Source organism: Vibrio hyugaensis, assembly GCF_002906655.1.
GTDB lineage: Bacteria > Pseudomonadota > Gammaproteobacteria > Enterobacterales > Vibrionaceae > Vibrio > Vibrio hyugaensis.
Map to the genome: position 1 here is coordinate 936,600 of NZ_CP025794.1, position 20,265 is coordinate 956,864.

Here is a 20,265-nt window from a genome sequence, read left to right on the forward strand (position 1 = left end):
CGAGGTGATTGATGTGTAAAATCGCTCACAGTTTGATCGTCACAATTTCTACCTTGATCAAAAATTAGAAAAAATCGTTATTTTAAAAGCACTTTATTTTACTCCCCACTCAACAATCTAATTTCCACGCATAAAAAAGCCCTCACTCTTGAGGGCTTAGAATCCAAAAATTAGTAAGAACAAGGACCTGTTGACCTTTCGAGCTGATTTTTGCAGCGGATTGTTGGGTATTTATACAAGGCAGAGGCTTTGATGTGTAGTAGCCTACATAAAAGTCGATAACGCAGTAGAAATGACCAACAAACGCTGCCCAAAGGGTTCGAGCTAGGCGCCCCCATCCGAACAAAATTTAACCACGAAAGATCAACAAGCCCTAATCATACATGAGCTTCTCTGCTTTATTCAGATCAAACTCCTTAAGAGACTTACGTGCCAAGTGTCTGAATGGCAGTGCTTTCACAATTTCTTCAAATGGCATGACAGCGAATGCCCAGAAGACTGAAAGGTCTAAATAAAGAATTATCAACGCACAAACAGGAATGGAAACTAACCATTGACCAGTAAAGTTAATCTTAAATACATCCGTTGTCTTACCTAACGCGCGCAAGACATTGCCATGTACCGTGTTGTACCCACGGACAATAGGGAGAAAGATATACAAAGGTGCAATTGCAGAAAGCGCCTGATAAGTACTTGGGTCCAAATTAGGGTACAAGCCTGGCAGAACATAGCTCAACGCAAGGAAGAACGCAGCAGACACAAATGAGATCATCACAGCCATATCAATACTGGTGTTTACATCCCTTCTCAAGTTGTTCATCTGACGAGAGCCAATCGCTTGACTGATGGTAATCGCCGATGAGTGCGCCCATGCCGTAATGAACTGCGATCCCGCTTTTATCCAAGGCATTACAATCGTCATTGCTACATAAGCATTCAGCGTTAACTGTGAATACAGTAGCATGTAGATAGTCGCGCCAGTTTGCAACATGGTGACATTCGCCGCGACTGGGAAAATTTCTTTAAAGTGGTTGATTGTATTGCGCTTAAGCGAGGCATCTAAGTTCTTCAACGAAAGCACAATGGAATCATCCAGTCGAATACATAAAGTTAAGTAAAGTAGGCGTATCGCAATAGCAACCAAACTTCCCGCAGCAGCACCTTGTACACCAATCCCTTCAAAGCCAGCAAAACCATGAATCAACACATAGGACATCAACATATTGACAGGCAACTCAATCAAGTAACCTTTAAAAGGCACTTTGGTTCGTCCTAGCGCATTAAATAAGGCAATCATCACTTGAGTAATCGCGTTGAAAACAATGATGAACTTGGCAACAGAAAGGTAACGCTCTGTTTCTGCATAAAGCGCGATGTTATCAGTTAACTGATTGATCAGAGGTTTATCGAACAATGTCAGCAAGGCCCAAAATACAACCGCCACCAGAACGTTAATGATAAGGCCTGCCCAAAATCCTTTGTTCACAGATTGATGTAGCCCCGATCCAACCGCACGGCTCAGAACCAATTGAGAGCCATTTGCCAAAGCCATTTGTACGCCTAAGGCAAAGGAAATGATCGTTGTGGCAATCCCCATTGCAGCAAGGGAAACTTCACCGAGCGGTGATACGAGGAAGGTGTCGATCATTAACATCGACTGCATTAATAATGCGTTCAAGGCTAAGGGCCAAGCAAGAGACAGGTTTTTTCTTATATAGGGTTTGGAGGACATTGGTAGACCTTACGGGGTTGTCACAAGCGCAACTGGTACAGAAGGCAGCTGTCGCTAAACGTTGGCCTTGCCCTATCTTTTCGAAGTTATAGCAAAGCCAAACACACGTTGATTTAATCAGCCGTTGACGACCTGAGACAGCTTTTGGTTTTCATCGTTAAGCAAGGTATGTGACGCTAACCGCGCTTGGTCTCCATTTCCCGCCATAATGGCATCGTAAATCGCGCGATGCTCTTCAATACAGAATCGGCCGCCTTCAGCTGAATGATCGATAAACTGCTTGAAAATGGTCGAGAGAATATTGCTAAACGGAATGTAGAATTGATTGCCTGTAGCAAGGAATATTGTCTGGTGGAACAGGTGGTCGTTGACCGTCCAATCGTCGTAATCGTAACGACTGGCGGCCATGGTCATACGCTGAAAAATAACCGACAACTCTTTGCGTTGCTCTGCTGTTGCGTTATTCGCAGCCAAGGCACACGCCTCTGGCTCGATGGCTTTACGCAATCCCAAAAACTGAGCCAGAAACGGCTCTGTATCTTCTAAATCTTGGATCCATTCTAAAAGCTGAGGGTCGAGAAAATGCCAATTATTGCGTGGACGAATAGTCGTGCCCACTTTTGGCTTTGACTCGATTAACCCTTTAGCCGATAGCAGCTTGGTGGATTCGCGCAATGCCGTGCGACTCACGCCAAAAGCGCCGCATAGTTCCATTTCATTCGGTAGCCTTTCATTTTGATTTAGCTCACCTGACAGTATTTTTCGGGCGATCTGTCTGGCAACTTGCACATGGATCTTGCGGTGAGAATCTTCCACAAGAGAAAACTTTGCCATTTGACGCTCCTTATAATTATGCTTCCAGTGCCGTAGCACTTAATAAATGATCAAAAAAAGCCAGACGAAGCTGGCTTTTTGAGGTCAGTGTATTCGTCTAAAACGAAATTGGTCAGCGCTTATGGCGCCATTTGACCGCCGTTTACATCCAGAACTTGGCCTGTGATGTAACCAGAACATGCGTGCGATGCGAAGAATGCGAATGTTGGAGCAACTTCTTCGATACGACCGAAACGACCCATCGGGATGCTGTTTGCGATTGCAGCTTTTAACTCACCTGTCTTACCATCGTGGAATGCAGTATCGATAGTGCCAGGAGATACGATGTTGAAACGGATGTTGTCTTTAGTAAACTCTTTGACCCAGTTACGGTGAATGTCATGCAACCACGCTTTTGAGGCTGCGTAGATACCAGCGCCAACACCACCACCTTCACGAGCAGCAATAGAACCCGTACTGATAACACAAGCAGTCTCACCAGACTCTGCTGCTGATGCACGTAAGTGTGGAATTGAAAACTTAGTGGTCATCAATGCAGAACGAGCGTTCAGATCCATCACGCGGTTGTAGAACTCATCATCGATGTTTTCTAAGTTCTCACGACCACCAAGGCCACCAGCATTGTTGATTAGCACGTCCATACCACCGAAATGCTCAGTGAACTCCTTAACCAGTTTTTCGCAATCTGCGGTCACCATAAGGTTCGCTTGGAAAAACTTCACATCACCACCAAGTGCTGTCAGCTCAGTCACTGCGGCATCCGCGTCTGGGCCAGCTTGATGGCTGTTAATGCCGATTTTCGCGCCGTACTTTGCAAATACGCGTGCAGCCGCAAGGCCCATACCAGAAGTAGAGCCAGTGATAAGAACGCGTTTACCTTTCAAATCGTTAAACATGACGGTTTACCTATGTTTGTTGTTTGTGCTGATGCAATAAATCATACAATAAGATCTATCTCCTGCAAGCGTAATTACACCTAATTGAGCAAGAACCAGCAAATTTCGTCGAATTTGGACGGCATTTGTGGTTTGGGTCACAACAAGTAGGAATTATCAGCTATTATTTGTATGAATAATTTAACAACTAATTAGCGTTTAGGGCGATAACAGATTGGCGGAAAACACAACGCAAACATAGTTTGCGCCTAGCTTACTACAACGTTCTGTGAGCCCTCTTATATTACGTTAACATCTGCTTGGTGAGCGGGTAGTAGGAGTGCTATAGTGCGGCTTAAATAATACATATTTAGCAATAAGTGAAGATTATGTCTGGCGAATTTCATTCTATCTCAGGTTCTAAGCGAAGCCTTCATGTGCAAGTTGCACGTGAAATCGCGCGTGGCATTTTGTCTGGTAAGCTCCCTCAAGGGTCTATCCTTCCAGGTGAAATGGTTCTTTGTGAGCAATTTGGCATCAGCCGTACTGCACTACGTGAAGCGGTAAAATTGCTGACGTCTAAGGGTCTGCTTGAGTCTCGTCCTAAAGTGGGGACTCGTGTTATTAACCGCGCTTACTGGAACTTCTTGGATCCTCAACTGATTGAATGGATGGATGGTCTAGCAGACACAGACCAGTTCTGTGGTCAATTCCTTGGTCTGCGCCGTGCAATTGAACCAGAAGCATGTGCACTTGCTGCAATTCACGCAACTGCAGAACAACGTATTGAATTATCGGAAACTTTCCAACATATGGTTGACGTTGCAGAAGCGGACGAGTTCGACCATGAAAAATGGATGGAAGTAGACACACGTTTTCATAGCCTGATTTTCAACGCTACTGGCAACGACTTCTACCTACCATTCGGTAACATCCTGACTACCATGTTCGTGAACTTCATTGCACACTCTTCAGAAGAAGGCAGCACGTGTATCAAAGAACACCGTCAAATCTACGATGCAATCATGGCAGGCAACGCTGACAAAGCACGCCAAGCATCAGCTAATCACCTATTGGATTCGAAGCACCGCCTAACAGCTGTGAATTAAATCATCAGATTGTGATTTCTCGAAAGCACGCGTACATCGCGTGCTTTTTTGTTTCAACGCACCAAAAAACGCCCCCCAACAGAAAATCCACTTCCTTCACAAAATTTTTGTTATTCAGTGATACTTTACTTCAATTTGGATATATAATAATACAAATCAAACCTCTATCTAATAGCGCTGTTTTATGACTGAATCTTTGCTGCCAAACATCCTGCAATTCATTGGGCAAATCGACCCATTCGACAAGATCCCAAAGCCGGCTTTACGTGAACTAGCGTCGCACGTGCAGATTACTTATCTGGGTAAAGGCGAAGTCATTGACCAATGTGCGACGGGGCAAGAAAAATCGCTCTACATCATTCGTACTGGCTCGATGGAGCAGCGTAAATCCGACGGTGTGTTGCGTGCAAAACTGGGCCCTGAAGACATCTTCGGGTTTACTTTCCTTGGTCGCGCCGTCGACAGCAATAAGGGCTATCGTGCCATCGCGATTGAAAACTCTCTGGTTTACGTCGTCCCTAATTCCGCATTAAAAACACTATTTTCCGCACATCCTGAATGTGCAGAACACTTCGCATCACAAGCGCAAGTACGTTTGAAATCGGCCCTTGATGTCGTTTGGTCGAACAAAGAAAAAGGGTTGTTCATTCGTCGCGTTGGGGAAGTCGCAAGTGGACGCGTTGCGGTGGTCACCGCGGATCAATCGATTCAAGCGGCAGCAACTGAGATGCTGACAAAATGCTCACCGTGTGCGGTGGTTTATGAAAACGACAAAATCGTCGGTTTGATTACCGACCGCGACATGACCAAGCGCGTTATCGCACAAGGGGTGAGTACTGACCGCCCTATTTCTGAAGTGATGACACATGACCCGCAGACCATCAAACCGGATGATCTCGTCTTGCATGCCGCGTCGATGATGATGCAGCACAATATCCGCAACCTGCCATTGGTGGAAAACAACAAAGTAGTGGGCGTTCTTACTACAACACACCTTGTGCAAAACCACCGTGTGCAAGCCATCTTCTTGATCGAGAAAATCAAATACGCGGGCAGTGTAAAATCACTATCAAGCTTTACTCCAGAGCGCCAAGCCATCTTTGAAGCATTAGTCGACGGCCATGTATCACCAGAGGTCATTGGCAAAGTAATGACAATGATTATGGATGCTTACACTCGTCGTTTGATTCAAATCGCGATCGATAAGCTCGGCCCTCCTCCGTGTGAATTCTCATGGATTGTCGCGGGCTCACATGCGCGTAACGAAGTCCATATGTTGTCTGACCAAGATAGTGCGATTGTCCTTGCTGATCATGCGACTGAAAACGACCGAATTTACTTTAAACACCTAGCGATGATCGTCACTAACGGTTTAGCAAGTTGTGACTACCCTTTATGTCCAGGCAAGTTCATGGCTGCGACGCCAAAATGGTGTCAAACGCTGGGCGTATGGAAGAAGTACTATAAGAAGTGGGTGGCGAACCCAGAATACGAACGTCTACTCAACATCAGTGTGTTTTTGGAAATTCGTACACTCTATGGCAATAAAGATTACGAAAGTATCTTGCGAGATGAACTGCACACCAATATCCGCAGCAACCGCGAGTTCCTGTCTATGCTGGTTAATGACGCGGTCAATACGAATCCACCATTGGGCATCTTTAACAGTCTTGTTCTGGAAAAATCGGGCGAGAATAAGAAGACATTGGATGTGAAGAAGTACGCCATCAACTTGATCATCGATTTAGCACGAATTTATGGTTTGGCGGTGGAATGCGACTTAACTGCCACCGACGAACGGTTCAAAGCCGCAAATGAAACCGGAGTGCTGAGTGAAGATGCGTACAAGAACATTCTCAACGCCTATCAGTTCATTTTGTCGTTCCGTTTTGGTCATCAATTAGAAGCGCTCAAACGTGGCGAAGAGCCAAATAACCATATCGATCCAAACACCTTTGGCAGTTTTGAACGTCAACATTTGAAAGACGCATTTCGCATTATTGCAGACCTACAAGAAGCAGCCAAAGTGCGCTTCGGGAGCCGCTAATGAAGCGTATTCTCGACCATTTTCATCCTTGCTCACGCATGAATCGCAAACGTGAGCAGTACGCAAAACAAACCAACATGCCTGAGCATATAAAGGCCTTGGTGCAAACACCACGAATGGATGCCTACCAAACGGCTGCTGAAACCAACTTTATTGTGTTGGATTTGGAAACCACTGGCTTAGACAGTGAAGAAGACCTGATTTTGTCTATCGGTTGGGTGGATATCATCAACGGTAAAGTGGATCTCGCTACTAGCCAACACATGTACATCAACAGTGATTCTCAGATAAAACCTGAAACCGCGGTGATCAACCACATCACACCACAAATGCTTTCGGAAGGTGTCTCCATTCATGACGCCATGCGCGCTTTCTTTAAAGCCGCCAAAGGCAAAATCTTGGTCGCTCATGCTTGCGTCGTAGAGACCAAATTCATTAATCAATATCTGCAACGTGTATTCAAACTTCATGAACCACCTTTGATTTGGATGGATACGATGTGCATCGAAAAGCATCTGCAAAAAGCCATCAACCCACGAGATGAAGTTGATGTCACACTTTCCGGTACTCGGGCTCGTTATGGCCTACCCGAATACAACGGTCACAATGCCCTTGCCGATGCCGTCGCTACCGCAGAGCTACTATTGGCTCAAAAAACTCGAATTACCCCTCAAGGCAAAACCACAATCGGTACGCTTTATCGACTGAGTATGTAACTCACTAAACTTCAATTATGAAAAAATCTGATGTCTCTAGCGCCATTTTCCTATTAGTGGCGGCGAATCTGGTTGCGTCTCTTTCAGACGTGTCTCTCAAAATGCTCAATGGTGAAGTTCCCACTTTCCAGTATGTCTTTATTCGCCAGTTGATCAGCTTACTTTTATTACTGCCACTTTGGTTACGCTTGGAAAATCGAGAACGTCAAATGGGCTGCGATTGGATCACCTTTTGGCGCGCCCAACTGATTTTAATCGGCAGCGCCTGTGCCATGGTGGCGATCACGCACCTGCCACTGGCAACCGCAAATGCGATTTTCTATGTCGGACCTCTCTTGGTTTTACCTCTTTCAGTCATCTTCCTAAAAGAGAAACCCTCTAAAGGGAAGATCTTCGGTACTTTGATTGGCTTTGGTGGCGTGTTAATTGTGCTTCGTCCTGAGCACTTCCATTGGGCTGCGGTGATTGCACTCGGCAGTGCGTTAGCCATTGGGGTCGGTAACATTCTTATTCGTCGCATGCCGCAAGAACAACCTTTGGTGTGCACGCTATTTTGGACAACCTTGATGACCTTACCCGCCGCACTGTTGCTTGCTTACCCACAATGGCAAGCCATTACTTGGCAGCATCTGATGTGGATTGTCGCAATTAACTTGTTTGTACTGGCTTATCATGCGTTGGTCGTAAAAGCATTTAAGCGCGCACCAGCGAGTCAAATTGCGCTAGCAGAATACTCTGGGCTCGCGTTTGTCACTCTATTTGGCGTGATGTGGTTTGATGAAATTCCAGACCTATTTACTGCGATAGGCATTTTGCTGATTGTTCTGCCAATGATGCCACTCAATTGGCAACGTTTTTTCCGTGGCAAGCGCCAAACGCAAACGGCACCAAAAGCTTCGTAAATCGCTTACACACATTTCAGATACAAGAGGGAAGCATCGCGCTTCCCTTTTTTATATGATATGACCCCAATAAAGTAGACACTCAATATTGGAATTTGAGTGCGATGAAAGTAAAAACTGTCCGAAAACATTCAGAAGATTTCAAGAAACAGGCCGTACAGCAATCTTTAGATTCTCCTGATACCGTAAAATCAGTGGCGAAATCGTTAGGCATTTCCCCGAGTTTACTGTCCAAATGGAGGGCTGAAATGACCTCTCAAAAACATACATCACCCACTCTTCCCAACGTGGGACCAGAAAAATCAGTTGTTCAACTAGAAAAAGAAATTCGAAGGTTGAAAAAGCGTCTGGAAATGGCTGAGATGGAGAACGAATTCTTAAAGGAAGCGAAAGCTTACTTCAACAGCCTAAAAGAATAAGATTTGAATACATTCTAAAATATACGAGTGTCCAGCGACCAGTAATAAGGCTGTGCCGATGGCTAGATGTTTCTCCAGCTGGCTACTATAAGTGGCTCCATCGAAAGCCAAGTGAGCGTGAACAAAGAAATGAAAGTTTGCTCGACTTTTTGAAAAAGGAAAGTGATAGGCAGCATTGTATCCCCGGCTATCGAAAGCTGTGGGAAGCCGCGGTTGCTTTCGGTTTTATTTGCAATAAGAAGCGAGTTCAACGGCTATTACAGTTAGTAGGTTATCGTTCTAAAGCCAGTAAAAATCGCCATGGTCGAGCTCCTAGGCAGAAAACACTGATGCCTGCGTACAATCTTCTTAATCGCCAATTTGACGTGAGTAAACCAAATCAAGTTTGGGCTTCTGATATAACTCAAGTTCGATGTAAGGAAGGTTGGAACTACCTTTGTGTCATATTGGATTTGTATTCGAGGAAGGTGGTGGGGTGGTCTACGAGTCGCATAAACAATGCTTATTTAGTGCTAAAAGCCTTGAGTAAGGCATGGGACTCTAGGTGGAGTGAGCCCCATAGACTTTGAGCTAATGAATTAACCCTCCGTGTCTACTTTTAAGGGGTCATTCCAATAGGGAACCAATCACTCCTTGTCTGTGGTTTCTACCGTGTAATCAAGTTTGAGAAAATGCGCTTCGCTCTGGCTATTCTTTGGCCGCTTTTGAACGGATTGTAACCAAGCTTAATAATACAGCTTTATAGACTCGAGTTTGTATGGAGGATGAAGGTAAGGTGCAAGCTCGCTACGACGATTATTTAGTCGCTCTAATAGCTTGTACGCAATGAAGTAGCGATTAATATTGCTCACATAACGTATGGGCTCCAGCCCGATATACTCCCTTGTCACAACTTCCACATTGCCGAACCAAACATTAGGATCATAGCCTCTTTCTTTTGCGATTCTTCTCATTTTCCTGATATTGCCAGGACCCGCATTGTAGGCAGCAAGACAGAAGTAAATGATATCGTTCTCACTTACTTCCTCATCACTAAAGAAATACTTCCTGAGATAATGCATGTATTTCAAACCAGCATGAATATTTGGTTCTTTCTCGTAAATATTGGAAATGTTTATTGCTCTGTCTCTCGCAGTTGTCGGCAATATTTGCATGATACCCACAGCCCCTTTATGAGAGATGATGTTTTGATTCAAACCTGATTCTTGAAAACCTTGGGCCAACATAAGTAAGTGGTTAAATTGATACTCTTGAGCGTACAAATAGAAGATATCCAAAAGTTCTTTGGAGCGAACGGCGTTGTCTCTATTGAGGAACTTTCTTAACCATTTGTCGTTTTCTAAATACCTCTCATTGACCACATTGCCAAATAGAGTGCCTATCCTTACTTCTTTGATAAACTTGTTTACTGCTTCCTCAAGCTGAGGAGAATCTTGTCTTATTCCCCACGCGATCTGAGCATTGTCTCTGACGGCGATTTGATTGTGGAACGCAACGCCGGGAAAGATATTCCCCCACATACCAGACTTATGACGATCGAGCACTGTAACATCGATAATTCCAGCACTGATCATCTCAAGGATTTCGTAATCTTGAATGATCTCATCCAGAAACAAAATGTTGATCAGCGGTTCGTTTTGTATCGTGAAGTAGTTATTTACCTTGCTTAAGCTCTTATGGTAACTGGAGCTCTCCCTCACCCAAATATCGAGGCCACTCAAGTCATCAACGGTTTTGATGTCAGAGTGTTTGCTGTTCGTAACAATGATTTCTGAGACGTTTTCTCTGACTGGATCACTAAAGGTTATCAGCTCGGCACGTTCATTGGTGATGGTCAGGTTTGCCACGATGATGTCCCCATACCCAGAAATCAGTTTGGGGATGAGTTCATTTCTTGCTACAGGAATAACCTGAATGTTGATCGCCTTTTTGTTTTTCCGTAAGTAGCGTTCGAACTCATAGATAAGCTCCGAGATGATGCCTTTCGGCTTGCCATTCTGGATGTAGTAAAAGCCAAGATCGGCAGACACTAAAATGCGCACGGCTTTCTTTTCTTTCAATGTCTCCAAGTCACCAACATAAGGTTCAGATTTTAATGGAGACAACTCCAACGCAGTGCAGGTGTGAGAAAAAGACCATAAAAACAGAACGATACATAGCATTTTACCCATCATGAGCTTATCCGTTCGCAGAATTACTAATGATAATTTTAGCAATAAAACGTTAGATATACCCAAGTAACCTCGAGATGCTTGGTTCAGCGAGAATGACGAGGTTAAACGGTTCGAAATTCTGATAAATGGGGGAGATAAAAAATAGCCAGCTTCGGGGGCTGGCTATTGGAAAGACTCCTAATTTGAATTTGCTTTAAATTAGAAGCTGTACGTTACACCAACACGGCTACGTAGCTGGCGTGAAGAGCTATCGTCGCAAGAGCTATTACATTGAACGTTACCGAATTCAACGTATGGACGCCAATCCCAACCTTTCTCTTTGTAGCCTACTTTTAAGTTGTAGTCCCACTCGTACTTGCCGTCACGGTTACCCAACTTCCACTCGTTGCTGAAGAAATCTTCTTTGTAGTTTGCTTCAAAGCCAAATTGCCAAGCGTTCCAGTTGTAATCGATGTTACCTGTGATTTTACTTGCGTTCAGTGAGTCATGTTGCTTGCCGTCTAGACCTGTTGACGTTTTACCAGAAGCGTAGTTGCGGAACTCGTGACGGTAGCGAAGTTTGGTTGTGATACCAGAATCGAATTTGTACTGAACGCGAACTTGTGGTTTGTACGTCACGGCCTCATCACCAAATGTGATTGGCATTGATGTCGTCACGCGCCAGTTGTTATCAAATTTAAAGTGGTAACCGTATTCAAATTCACTATCACCACGTTGCAGTTCACTTAGATTGCCTGAGTGCTTCATTTCTACACCGTAGTAATGGTTACCAGTGCTGCCACCGATTTTAATACGGCCCGCCCAGTCTTCTGAGTCGTGCTTGTATTCTTCACGGAAGTCTAGTGACGCTGCTGAAATACTGCCTGCAAAAAGGGTGGTAGCGATCGCTAAAGCAATTTGTTTTTTAGATTTCATGGTAATGTTCCACTGTAAATACATGGTTTTCAAAGTGGCGGCACGCACACAAACACACCGCCCCTTCTAGGGTTTTATTGTTTTGGGTAAAGCAATTCGATGTCGCGCTGAGCCCAGACTTCTGCCAAGTTTTTCTTCACGGTGAAGCGGCTAAAGTCTGTTTCTGTTGCCAGTTTTATCCACTCATGTTTTTCCATTGCCACACCTGCTTTAAGGTAGATAGGCGTCATGCGCTCTACGCGGCGAGGATTATCTTTTGCGGTGTATGGCCAGTCAGACGCTGGATCTTGGTAAGTCGCCATTAGCTGGATGCCTTGTGCTAATGAGCCACCTTTTTTGTTTTCGTAATGCCATAAGTCGATGCCCAATTTGTCGCCAATTTGAGCGATACCAACCAACGGGTCTAAGCTGAAGTAGTGATAGTGGTATGCACGAGTACGTTCGATTTCATGAGGTTGAGAGCCGTCTTTCTCGAACTGTGTGTCAACACGCATCTTGCCTTTTTGAACCATCTGTTTTGCAAGCGCGTCATTGCCTAAGAAGTACGCAATGCTCGCCACCTGGAAATCGTACCAAGTGCCGTGATTATTCATTGCTGCCGCTTCGCCTTTAGGGCCACCCGATAAGTCATCAACGATCAACCAATCTAAGTAATCGCTGTACCATTGAGTAATTTGTTGCTCGTCTTTATCAGTCCAAGCAGGAGATAACGATAGGATTGCGATGGAATCCAACATGCGGTCAGCAAGTGTACGTGTATCAATAATGCCGCCGCGACGACCTTCTGCACGTCCAGGGACGCCTTGGCCATAATTTACGTTCGGATTCATTTTGGTGGTATCGTTCATAAACCAAGTGCGGATGTATTCAATGCCTTGCTTCGCGTATTTTTCGTCTTGGCTAAAGTAGTACGCTAGCGAGAGTGCACGAACAGAGCGCGTAAAGTGACCAATGCGTTTTGAATCCGTCTCGGCAGTTTTAGACGCTGGGTTAGTTTTTCCATCGTGACGAATCCACGGTAAACCATCCTCTTTTGACTCATCTGGCCACCAGTATGGGCTGATACTCATGTAGTCATTTTTGCTGCCACTTGGTGGTGTCATGCCTTTATCAGCAACAGAGAAAGGGCCATCTTTCATTGCCAATTCGGCTTCTTCAATCAAACGCTCATATGCGTCTTTCATCGAATCACTAGCCTTATCTGACTGTAAAACGGCACGGTTTTGTTCAAGCGTAGATTCATCAAGAAACACAAAGTCTGCAGCAAGAGTGTTAGCACTAAAAAGAACGGCGCTGAGGCAGGTTGCTAGATGTAGAGGTCGTAGGGATTTCATTATTATCGGCCTTTTATCTTGAGTTTAAATACTACAAATATAGTACCTAGCCGATGTTAGCGGTTCTGTGAATTAGATCTAATTGTATGACTTATTGGGTCTATAAGACTTTGTTACAAACTTCAAAAAACACACTAAACCATTGATAAATATTATATTGCGCAATATACCCCTTCATCATTTGTCTTAATGTTTATAGAAAAAATGTGCTCTACCGCATATTTTTGCACCAAATAAGTTCACTTTTATTTGTCATACAATATAATCAATTTAACTTTTTGAGACACAGAACAGAAATTTAGTATTGACGGCTTATTTTTCTCTACATCTTTCATCGATAGAAACTCGTTAGTTGGTTAGGCATCATCGGTATGAGAAGTCATCACCCATATAAGGCTGAAAATATGGGTGGTAAAAAAAGAGAAAACAGAAACAGAGCATAGTGATTAAGATTGGTGAGATTAATGAACTTTTCCATGGTGAAGAAGACCATCTTGTCGTCGTTACTTACTGTCGCTCAGATACTAATGGTGCTAAGTAGTTTATTGCTACTTCCTTCTGTTGCCGTCCTTGTCGGGCTGCGATGGTTATAGGTAGAACTAGCACGAAGGAACCAAACAGCAAGAGACTGCTTATATAGAAGGACCCGAATAAAGAAGCTTCAGGTTTAGTGATATAAAGACTTGAAGTGGATATAGAAGATTAGTTGCTCCCATATCATAACAACACTTTACAGAGCCTAGCTTTGTTGAACTTTGCAATGATTGTCGAAGATCTTACAGCGAAATGAGCTAAGCAGCGATGGAAGATATACCCCTCGAGTATCTTCCTGCTACATCCAGAACCTCGTTTCTCTGTTCTATTGCAATCCAACAGAGCCCTTGGCTCAGACGGTATCTCTACCGTTTTCGCCCACGCATTACAGGCATGTGTGGGCGTTTTTTTATCTATAAAGTCATACAAATCCTACAAAAACTTTCGTCAATTCGCGTTAAGAAGCCACTACTCGGCATCAATTTGAATCAAGCTTTGAACCAAAGCGGTGCGTCGTATTGCTCTGTTATTCGGGGATTACTTAACCTTGGTGCACCCTTCCCCTTTTGAGTGCAATGTCAATATCCGATCCTGATCACTTGTATGATTATTGAAAACACCCATTCCGGATCATTCGTCACGGTTTTGAGTTATTGTACTACAAATACAAAAACTGATGGTTAGTATTGCCTCAAGACATTAAATAACTATCAAAGGTCTAAAGATGGAACTCAATACCCTTATTGTAGGCATCTACTTTCTATTCTTAATTGCAATAGGTTGGATGTTCAGAACTTTTACCAATACAACTAGTGACTACTTCCGAGGCGGCGGCAACATGCTTTGGTGGATGGTAGGTGCGACAGCCTTTATGACGCAGTTCTCTGCATGGACGTTTACTGGTGCAGCTGGTAAAGCTTATAACGATGGTTTCGCGGTTGCGGTTATTTTCTTAGCAAACGCATTCGGTTACTTCATGAACTTTGCATACTTTGCACCAAAATTCCGACAACTACGCGTTGTGACGGTAATTGAAGCAATACGTATGCGCTTTGGTTCAACCAATGAGCAAGTATTCACTTGGTCTTCAATGCCAAACAGTGTGGTATCTGCTGGTGTTTGGTTGAATGCCCTCGCTATCATCGCTTCCGGTATTTTTGGATTCGATATGACAGCGACAATCTGGATCACAGGTTTAGTGGTACTGATGATGTCGGTAACCGGTGGCTCTTGGGCGGTTATCGCGTCTGATTTCATGCAGATGGTTATCATCATGGCGGTGACGGTGACTTGTGCAGTGGTTGCGATCGTTCAAGGTGGTGGCATCACAGAGGTTATTAACAACTTCCCTGTCGCAGAGGGCGGTTCTTTCGTCTCTGGTAACAACCTGAACTACCTAAGCATCTTTAGCATTTGGGCGTTCTTCATCTTTGTTAAGCAGTTCTCTATTACCAACAACATGTTGAACTCTTACCGCTACCTTGCAGCAAAAGACTCGAAGAATGCCAAAAAAGCGGCATTGCTAGCATGCGTACTGATGCTGGGCGGTGTATTCATTTGGTTTATGCCTTCTTGGTACATTGCGGGTCAAGGCGTTGACCTATCAGCCGCTTACCCAGATGCAGGCAGCAAAGCAGGCGACTTCGCTTACCTTTACTTCGTACAAGAATACATGCCAGCAGGTATGGTTGGCCTTCTCGTAGCAGCAATGTTTGCCGCGACCATGTCTTCAATGGATTCAGGCCTAAACCGCAACTCTGGTATTTTCGTTAAGAACTTCTACGAACCAGTAATTCGTAAAGGTCAGGCATCAGAAAAAGAGCTAGTGACAGTATCGAAAATTACGTCAACTGTGTTTGGTATTGCCATTATCCTTGTTGCTCAATTTATCAACTCATTGAAAGGTCTGAGCCTGTTCGACACTATGATGTACGTTGGTGCATTGATCGGCTTCCCAATGACCATTCCTGCATTCCTAGGCTTCTTTATTAAGAAAACGCCAGACTGGGCTGGTTGGGGAACACTGATCGTAGGTGGCTTAGTCTCTTACATTGTTGGTTTTGTCATCACTGCTGACATGGTTTCATCAACATTCGGTCTTGAAGAACTAACAAAACGTGAATGGTCAGATGTTAAAGTTGCCATTGGTCTAATCGGTCACATTACTTTGACAGGCGGCTTCTTCGTACTATCAACGCTGTTCTACAAGCCTCTCACAGAGAAACGTCAGGCAGACGTTGATAAGTTCTTCGACAACCTATCGACTCCACTTGTTTCTGAATCAGCAGAGCAGAAAGCGCTAGATAACAAACAACGTCAGATGCTTGGTAAGCTTATCGCAGTCGCTGGTGTAGGTGTCATGCTGATGGCGGCATTACCTAACCCAATGTGGGGACGCCTAGTCTTCATCTTGTGTGGTGCAATCGTTGGTGGTGTGGGTCTACTGCTTGTTAAAGCCGTTGACGATACCGGTACGAATATCCAAGAAACTGCAACAGAAAACTAAATCTCCACTTATGAAGCGGTTGGCCTCAGCCGCTTCACTTTTCTTGTATCACTCACGCCTATCTTTTTACTTTTTTGTTAAATCCGTTGCGGTAAGACATTAAACAACTAGCGAATTTAACAAAGAAATAATCATACAAAACATTCAAAATGTATAACCAAAAATTATTGTTGTTACGATAATGGAAACGAATTGGGGACATTTTCTACTGACAAAATTCTTCATAAGTTATTGAATAATCGATTTTAAGTTCACATATATCAATCATCGCTGATAGAAGCAGAAGAATGTACTGGGTCATTTTGATTTTCAGTATTAATCACTTCATCACACAATTGAATTATTGTAGTACAAATAAAAAATCGAACGGATAATATATCCAGCAGAAATCAATGACTATGAGAAGGTCTAAAAATGGAACTCAATACCCTGATTGTTGGCATCTATTTCCTATTCCTCATTGCGATAGGCTGGATGTTTAGAACGTTTACAAGCACGACAAGTGATTACTTCCGCGGGGGCGGCAACATGCTGTGGTGGATGGTGGGCGCAACCGCGTTCATGACCCAGTTCAGTGCATGGACATTTACTGGTGCGGCTGGTAAAGCGTATACCGATGGTTTCGCAGTTGCGACTATCTTCCTGGCGAATGCATTCGGTTATTTAATGAACTATTTGTACTTCGCTCCAAAATTCCGTCAACTGCGCGTCATTACACCAATTGATGCAATTCGTATGCGCTTTGGCCGTTTCAATGAGCAAGTATTCACTTGGTCTGGCATGCCAAGCAGTGTCATTTCAGCAGGTATTTGGCTTAACGGTTTGGCGATCATCGCATCGGGCATTTTCGGCTTCGATATGACGACGACAATTTGGATCACAGGTTTAGTAGTATTGATGATGTCGGTAACCGGCGGCTCTTGGGCAGTTATCGCTTCTGACTTCATGCAGATGGTCATCATTATGGCGGTAACCGTAACTTGTGCTGTAGTAGCAGTCGTGAAAGGCGGCGGCATCACTGAGATCATTGCAAACTTCCCTGTTCAAGAAAATGGCTCTTTCGTAACTGGTAACAACCTGAACTACCTCAGTATTTTTGGTATCTGGGCAGTGTTCATCTTCTTGAAGCAGTTTTCTATCAACAACAACATGTTGAACTGCCATCGTTACTTAGCAGCGAAAGACTCAAAGAACGCAAAGAAAGCAGCATTGCTAGCGTGTGTGTTAATGACAATGGGCGTGCTAATTTGGTTTACCCCTTCTTGGTTCATTGCCAGCCAAGGTGTTGACCTAGCAGCACATTACCCTGAAGCAGGCTCTAAAGCGGGTGACTTTGCTTACTTGTACTTTGTTGAGCAATACATGCCAGCTGGCATGGTGGGTCTTCTGATTTCAGCCATGTTCGCAGCGACAATGTCTTCTATGGACTCAGGTCTAAACCGTAACTCTGGCATCTTTGTGATGAACTTCTACTTGCCGATTCTGCGCCCGAACGCGACAGAAAAAGAGCTGATGATTGTGTCAAAAATCACATCAACTTTCTTCGGTATTGCCATCATCTTGATTGCATTGTTCATCAACTCGTTAAAAGGTTTGAGCCTGTTTGACACCATGATGTACGTGGGTGCTTTGATTGGTTTCCCTATGACCATCCCAGCATTCTGTGGCTTCTTTATTAAGCGAACACCAGACTGGGCCGGCTGGGGCACACTTGTGGTAGGCGGTATCGTGTCTTACACAGTTGGTTTTGTGATTACACCAGAAATGGTTCAAAACTGGCTTGGCCTAGAGCAGCTGACAAGCCGTGAATGGTCAGACTTGAAAGTAGCCGTTGGCTTGATTGGTCACTTGGTATTTACCGCTGGTTTCTTTGCCTTGTCGACATTGTTCTACAAGCCGCTTGAAGAAAAACGCCAACAAGACGTTGACCGCTTCTTCAATAACTTAGCAACACCATTAGTTTCTGATTCAACAGAGCAAAAGAAACTGGACAACAAACAACGCCAAATGTTGGGCTCTTTAATTGCGGTATCCGGCGTGGGCGTGATGGCAATGTTCTTACTGCCTAACCCGCTCTGGGGACGAATGATTTTTGTATTCTGTGGTGTGATTGTCCTTGGCGTCGGTGTAGCACTGATGAAAGCGGTCGATAGCAATGCAGAACAAGCAAATAATAAAGTGACACCAGCGGAAAGCTAATCGCTAAACTGGGTTGGCAAATCAACAATAAATAGTACACCCTCCTCCTCGATAAAGTGGCTACTCTCGTAGCCACTTTATTTTTTATTCGGTTATCAGGCTAATCCAACGTCCCTTCAACCTTTCCTATCCAAGTCCTCACAGCAACATCTCATACATAGTGCTTTCCAGTTTACGATGTGAAATCAGCTTTATTGATTCCTCATGAAGTGATGGTACCAATAGTTACCTTCCAACCCTTCTGATATGAGCTACTTAGGACATATCCTCTTCTGGCCTCACAGAGGAAGTGTATTGATGTTTTCGTTGACCACCACCTCTTAGGCATCCCCTTCGCTTATATATCAATGCGAACAGTAAATGAGATGACAACTGGGTACGTCTCGCGACTTTAATTTGTTGGTTTATCCTTGCCCTAAATACCCCACTGCGAGAGACAAATAAAGGACTAACCTTAATAGCATCACCTTTAACTTGACGGTTCTTCATGAGCACACACCTCCACTAACAACGTATTGAATGCGTCTCCCCAAGGAAAATGATTGTCTCTCAAACGAAAAAAGGCCTAGCGCAATTGCTAGACCTTCGTTATTCATAAAGCTTGAATTAGGCGAAAATAGCCGAATTAGAAGTTGTATTTCAAACCAACACGAGTTCTAAGTTGGCGGTCATCCTCCGCTGATGAGCCATAATCAACCGTCCATAGCTCGATGTAAGGTCGGAAGTCACCCATTTGGTAACCTGCAATGATACCAGCATCCCACTCAGAATCTTTACCATCTGAAAGTCGAACTTCATCATAGTTTTTGTTGTAGTTGATTTCATAGCTAAGTTTAATTTTTTGTAAGTCTTTATCTTCAAACTTGTACGAACCAGTCAGTGTCCATTTACCTTGCTCCACCGTTTTCCCTGCTACGCTGACGCTTGTTCCATCCGTCAGTGTCTTAGTACCAGCATCATCAGTGTACACTTGGAATTCATGACGGTAGCGAAGCGCTGTCGTTAAACCAAACGATGATTTGTAGCCAACACGAAACTGCGGTTTGTAAGTGGTCTTTTCAGAACCAAAAGTGATCGGCATACCTGGTTGAATGTACCATTGCTTAGTTAGATTACGAGTCATCGCCCAAGAGAATTCTGAATCGCCACGCTCTACTTGATCCCAGTACTTAGTTGGATCGTTGCTCGCAAACTTTTGCTCAACACCTAAAGACAATTTCCAATCATCAAATACATTAGTGCTACCACCAATTTTAATGCGATGAGCAAACTTCTCATCTTCATGCTTGTACTCTGCTCGGTAATCAAGTGTTGCAGCAGAAGCTGCTCCAGCTAATAGGGTAGTGGCAACAAGTGCTGCAATTTTTGTCACTGCTTTCATTCTGTGTTCTCGCTATCAATTATTATATGGATACATCCCGTATCCAAGAGTGCCATAATGCAATCACAACTAAACATATTGCATTAATGTATTACAAATAATAATATTTTTATTCGTTGAATTATTCTGTGATAACAATCAAAAACAGCTTATTCATGACGGATAAATATATTATATCTTCCATAAATGTTAACCATTACTAATTTTGACAAAATAGTTTGTGATACACAGTCTAATTTTCAAACCGAAACAAATAAAAATATAAATAGCAGAATGAAGATTTAAATTAACCATACCTAATATTAGCCAACAAAACATGGGGGCCATTGAGCAACAGGAAAACATCGAAATAGAAAATCTTAAAGAATGCCAAAAACAAAGAAACAAAACCCAAAAAGCCCAGTAAAAACAGTTTTTATGTTTACAAAATAAGAAGAGACTACAATCGAAAGTTGATTTCGTTATAGTTTAAAATACTGAAGTTATATATAGAAATGAAAAAGCAAGTAGTCTTACCATTCAAAATGCGGAAATAAGAAAACCCACCAAAGCGGTGTTCAGATAAAAATAAAGATCTATTCAGCAACA

General features: G+C 43.6%; 15 protein-coding genes. 8 read left to right on the forward strand and 7 right to left on the reverse strand.

Features of this window, described 5'->3' with window-relative positions; translation table 11 throughout:
- Positions 1-373 precede the first annotated feature (373 nt).
- From C1S74_RS04950 to C1S74_RS04960, 3 genes are all read right to left on the reverse strand, one after another.
- Positions 374-1,663, reverse strand: coding sequence for an MATE family efflux transporter (locus C1S74_RS04950; protein ID WP_045402992.1), 1,290 nt, complete (start codon positions 1,661-1,663; stop codon positions 374-376).
- Between the two features lie 186 nt (positions 1,664-1,849).
- Positions 1,850-2,566, reverse strand: a complete 717-nt coding sequence (locus tag C1S74_RS04955; RefSeq protein ID WP_045402989.1) for a FadR/GntR family transcriptional regulator — start codon at positions 2,564-2,566, stop codon at positions 1,850-1,852.
- A 119-nt stretch (positions 2,567-2,685) separates the two neighbouring features.
- Positions 2,686-3,462, reverse strand: a complete 777-nt coding sequence (locus C1S74_RS04960; RefSeq protein WP_045402985.1) for an SDR family NAD(P)-dependent oxidoreductase — start codon at positions 3,460-3,462, stop codon at positions 2,686-2,688.
- 368 nt (positions 3,463-3,830) lie between these two features.
- On the opposite strand from C1S74_RS04960, the gene C1S74_RS04965 reads away from it, so the two are divergent.
- The 6 genes from C1S74_RS04965 to C1S74_RS27120 all read left to right on the forward strand — a co-directional run bounded on the left by C1S74_RS04965 (position 3,831) and on the right by C1S74_RS27120 (position 9,203).
- Complete coding sequence (locus C1S74_RS04965; RefSeq protein ID WP_045402983.1) at positions 3,831-4,550, forward strand: FadR/GntR family transcriptional regulator; 720 nt, start codon at positions 3,831-3,833, stop codon at positions 4,548-4,550.
- Between the two features lie 184 nt (positions 4,551-4,734).
- Positions 4,735-6,597: a putative nucleotidyltransferase substrate binding domain-containing protein gene (locus C1S74_RS04970; protein WP_045402980.1), complete on the forward strand. Its 1,863-nt coding sequence runs from the start codon at positions 4,735-4,737 to the stop codon at positions 6,595-6,597.
- Positions 6,597-7,313: a 3'-5' exonuclease gene (locus tag C1S74_RS04975; protein WP_045402978.1), complete on the forward strand. Its 717-nt coding sequence runs from the start codon at positions 6,597-6,599 to the stop codon at positions 7,311-7,313. The genes C1S74_RS04970 and C1S74_RS04975 overlap by 1 nt, the downstream gene beginning before the upstream one ends.
- A gap of 17 nt (positions 7,314-7,330) precedes the next feature.
- Positions 7,331-8,215, forward strand: coding sequence for a DMT family transporter (locus C1S74_RS04980; RefSeq protein WP_045402975.1), 885 nt, complete (start codon positions 7,331-7,333; stop codon positions 8,213-8,215).
- Between the two features lie 104 nt (positions 8,216-8,319).
- Complete coding sequence (locus C1S74_RS04985; RefSeq protein ID WP_103415242.1) at positions 8,320-8,634, forward strand: transposase; 315 nt, start codon at positions 8,320-8,322, stop codon at positions 8,632-8,634.
- An 11-nt stretch (positions 8,635-8,645) separates the two neighbouring features.
- On the forward strand, positions 8,646-9,203 hold the full coding sequence (locus tag C1S74_RS27120) for a DDE-type integrase/transposase/recombinase (protein ID WP_425275333.1): 558 nt from the start codon (positions 8,646-8,648) through the stop codon (positions 9,201-9,203).
- Between the two features lie 156 nt (positions 9,204-9,359).
- On the opposite strand, the gene C1S74_RS04995 is transcribed toward C1S74_RS27120, so the two are convergent.
- From C1S74_RS04995 to C1S74_RS05005, 3 genes are all read right to left on the reverse strand, one after another.
- A complete protein-coding gene (locus C1S74_RS04995) occupies positions 9,360-10,808 on the reverse strand; it encodes an MltF family protein (RefSeq protein ID WP_045400795.1) in 1,449 nt (482 codons plus the stop codon).
- Between the two features lie 198 nt (positions 10,809-11,006).
- The gene (locus C1S74_RS05000) at positions 11,007-11,723 is read right to left on the reverse strand and encodes an oligogalacturonate-specific porin KdgM family protein (RefSeq protein WP_045400792.1); all 717 of its coding nucleotides are present in this window, start codon (positions 11,721-11,723) and stop codon (positions 11,007-11,009) included.
- Between the two features lie 74 nt (positions 11,724-11,797).
- Positions 11,798-13,057 carry an alginate lyase family protein gene (locus C1S74_RS05005; RefSeq protein WP_045400787.1) on the reverse strand — a complete coding sequence of 420 codons (1,260 nt, stop codon included), beginning with the start codon at positions 13,055-13,057 and terminating at the stop codon, positions 11,798-11,800.
- Positions 13,058-14,315: 1,258 nt separating this feature from the next.
- Here C1S74_RS05005 and C1S74_RS05010 point away from each other — a divergent pair.
- Both C1S74_RS05010 and C1S74_RS05015 read left to right on the forward strand, forming a co-directional pair.
- On the forward strand, positions 14,316-16,097 hold the full coding sequence (locus C1S74_RS05010; RefSeq protein WP_045400784.1) for a sodium:solute symporter family transporter: 1,782 nt from the start codon (positions 14,316-14,318) through the stop codon (positions 16,095-16,097).
- 414 nt (positions 16,098-16,511) lie between these two features.
- On the forward strand, positions 16,512-18,296 hold the full coding sequence (locus C1S74_RS05015) for a sodium:solute symporter family transporter (RefSeq protein ID WP_045400781.1): 1,785 nt from the start codon (positions 16,512-16,514) through the stop codon (positions 18,294-18,296).
- A 625-nt stretch (positions 18,297-18,921) separates the two neighbouring features.
- Here the strand turns inward: C1S74_RS05015 and C1S74_RS05020 are convergent.
- On the reverse strand, positions 18,922-19,677 hold the full coding sequence (locus tag C1S74_RS05020; protein ID WP_045400778.1) for an oligogalacturonate-specific porin KdgM family protein: 756 nt from the start codon (positions 19,675-19,677) through the stop codon (positions 18,922-18,924).
- Between the last annotated feature and the right edge of the window lie 588 nt (positions 19,678-20,265).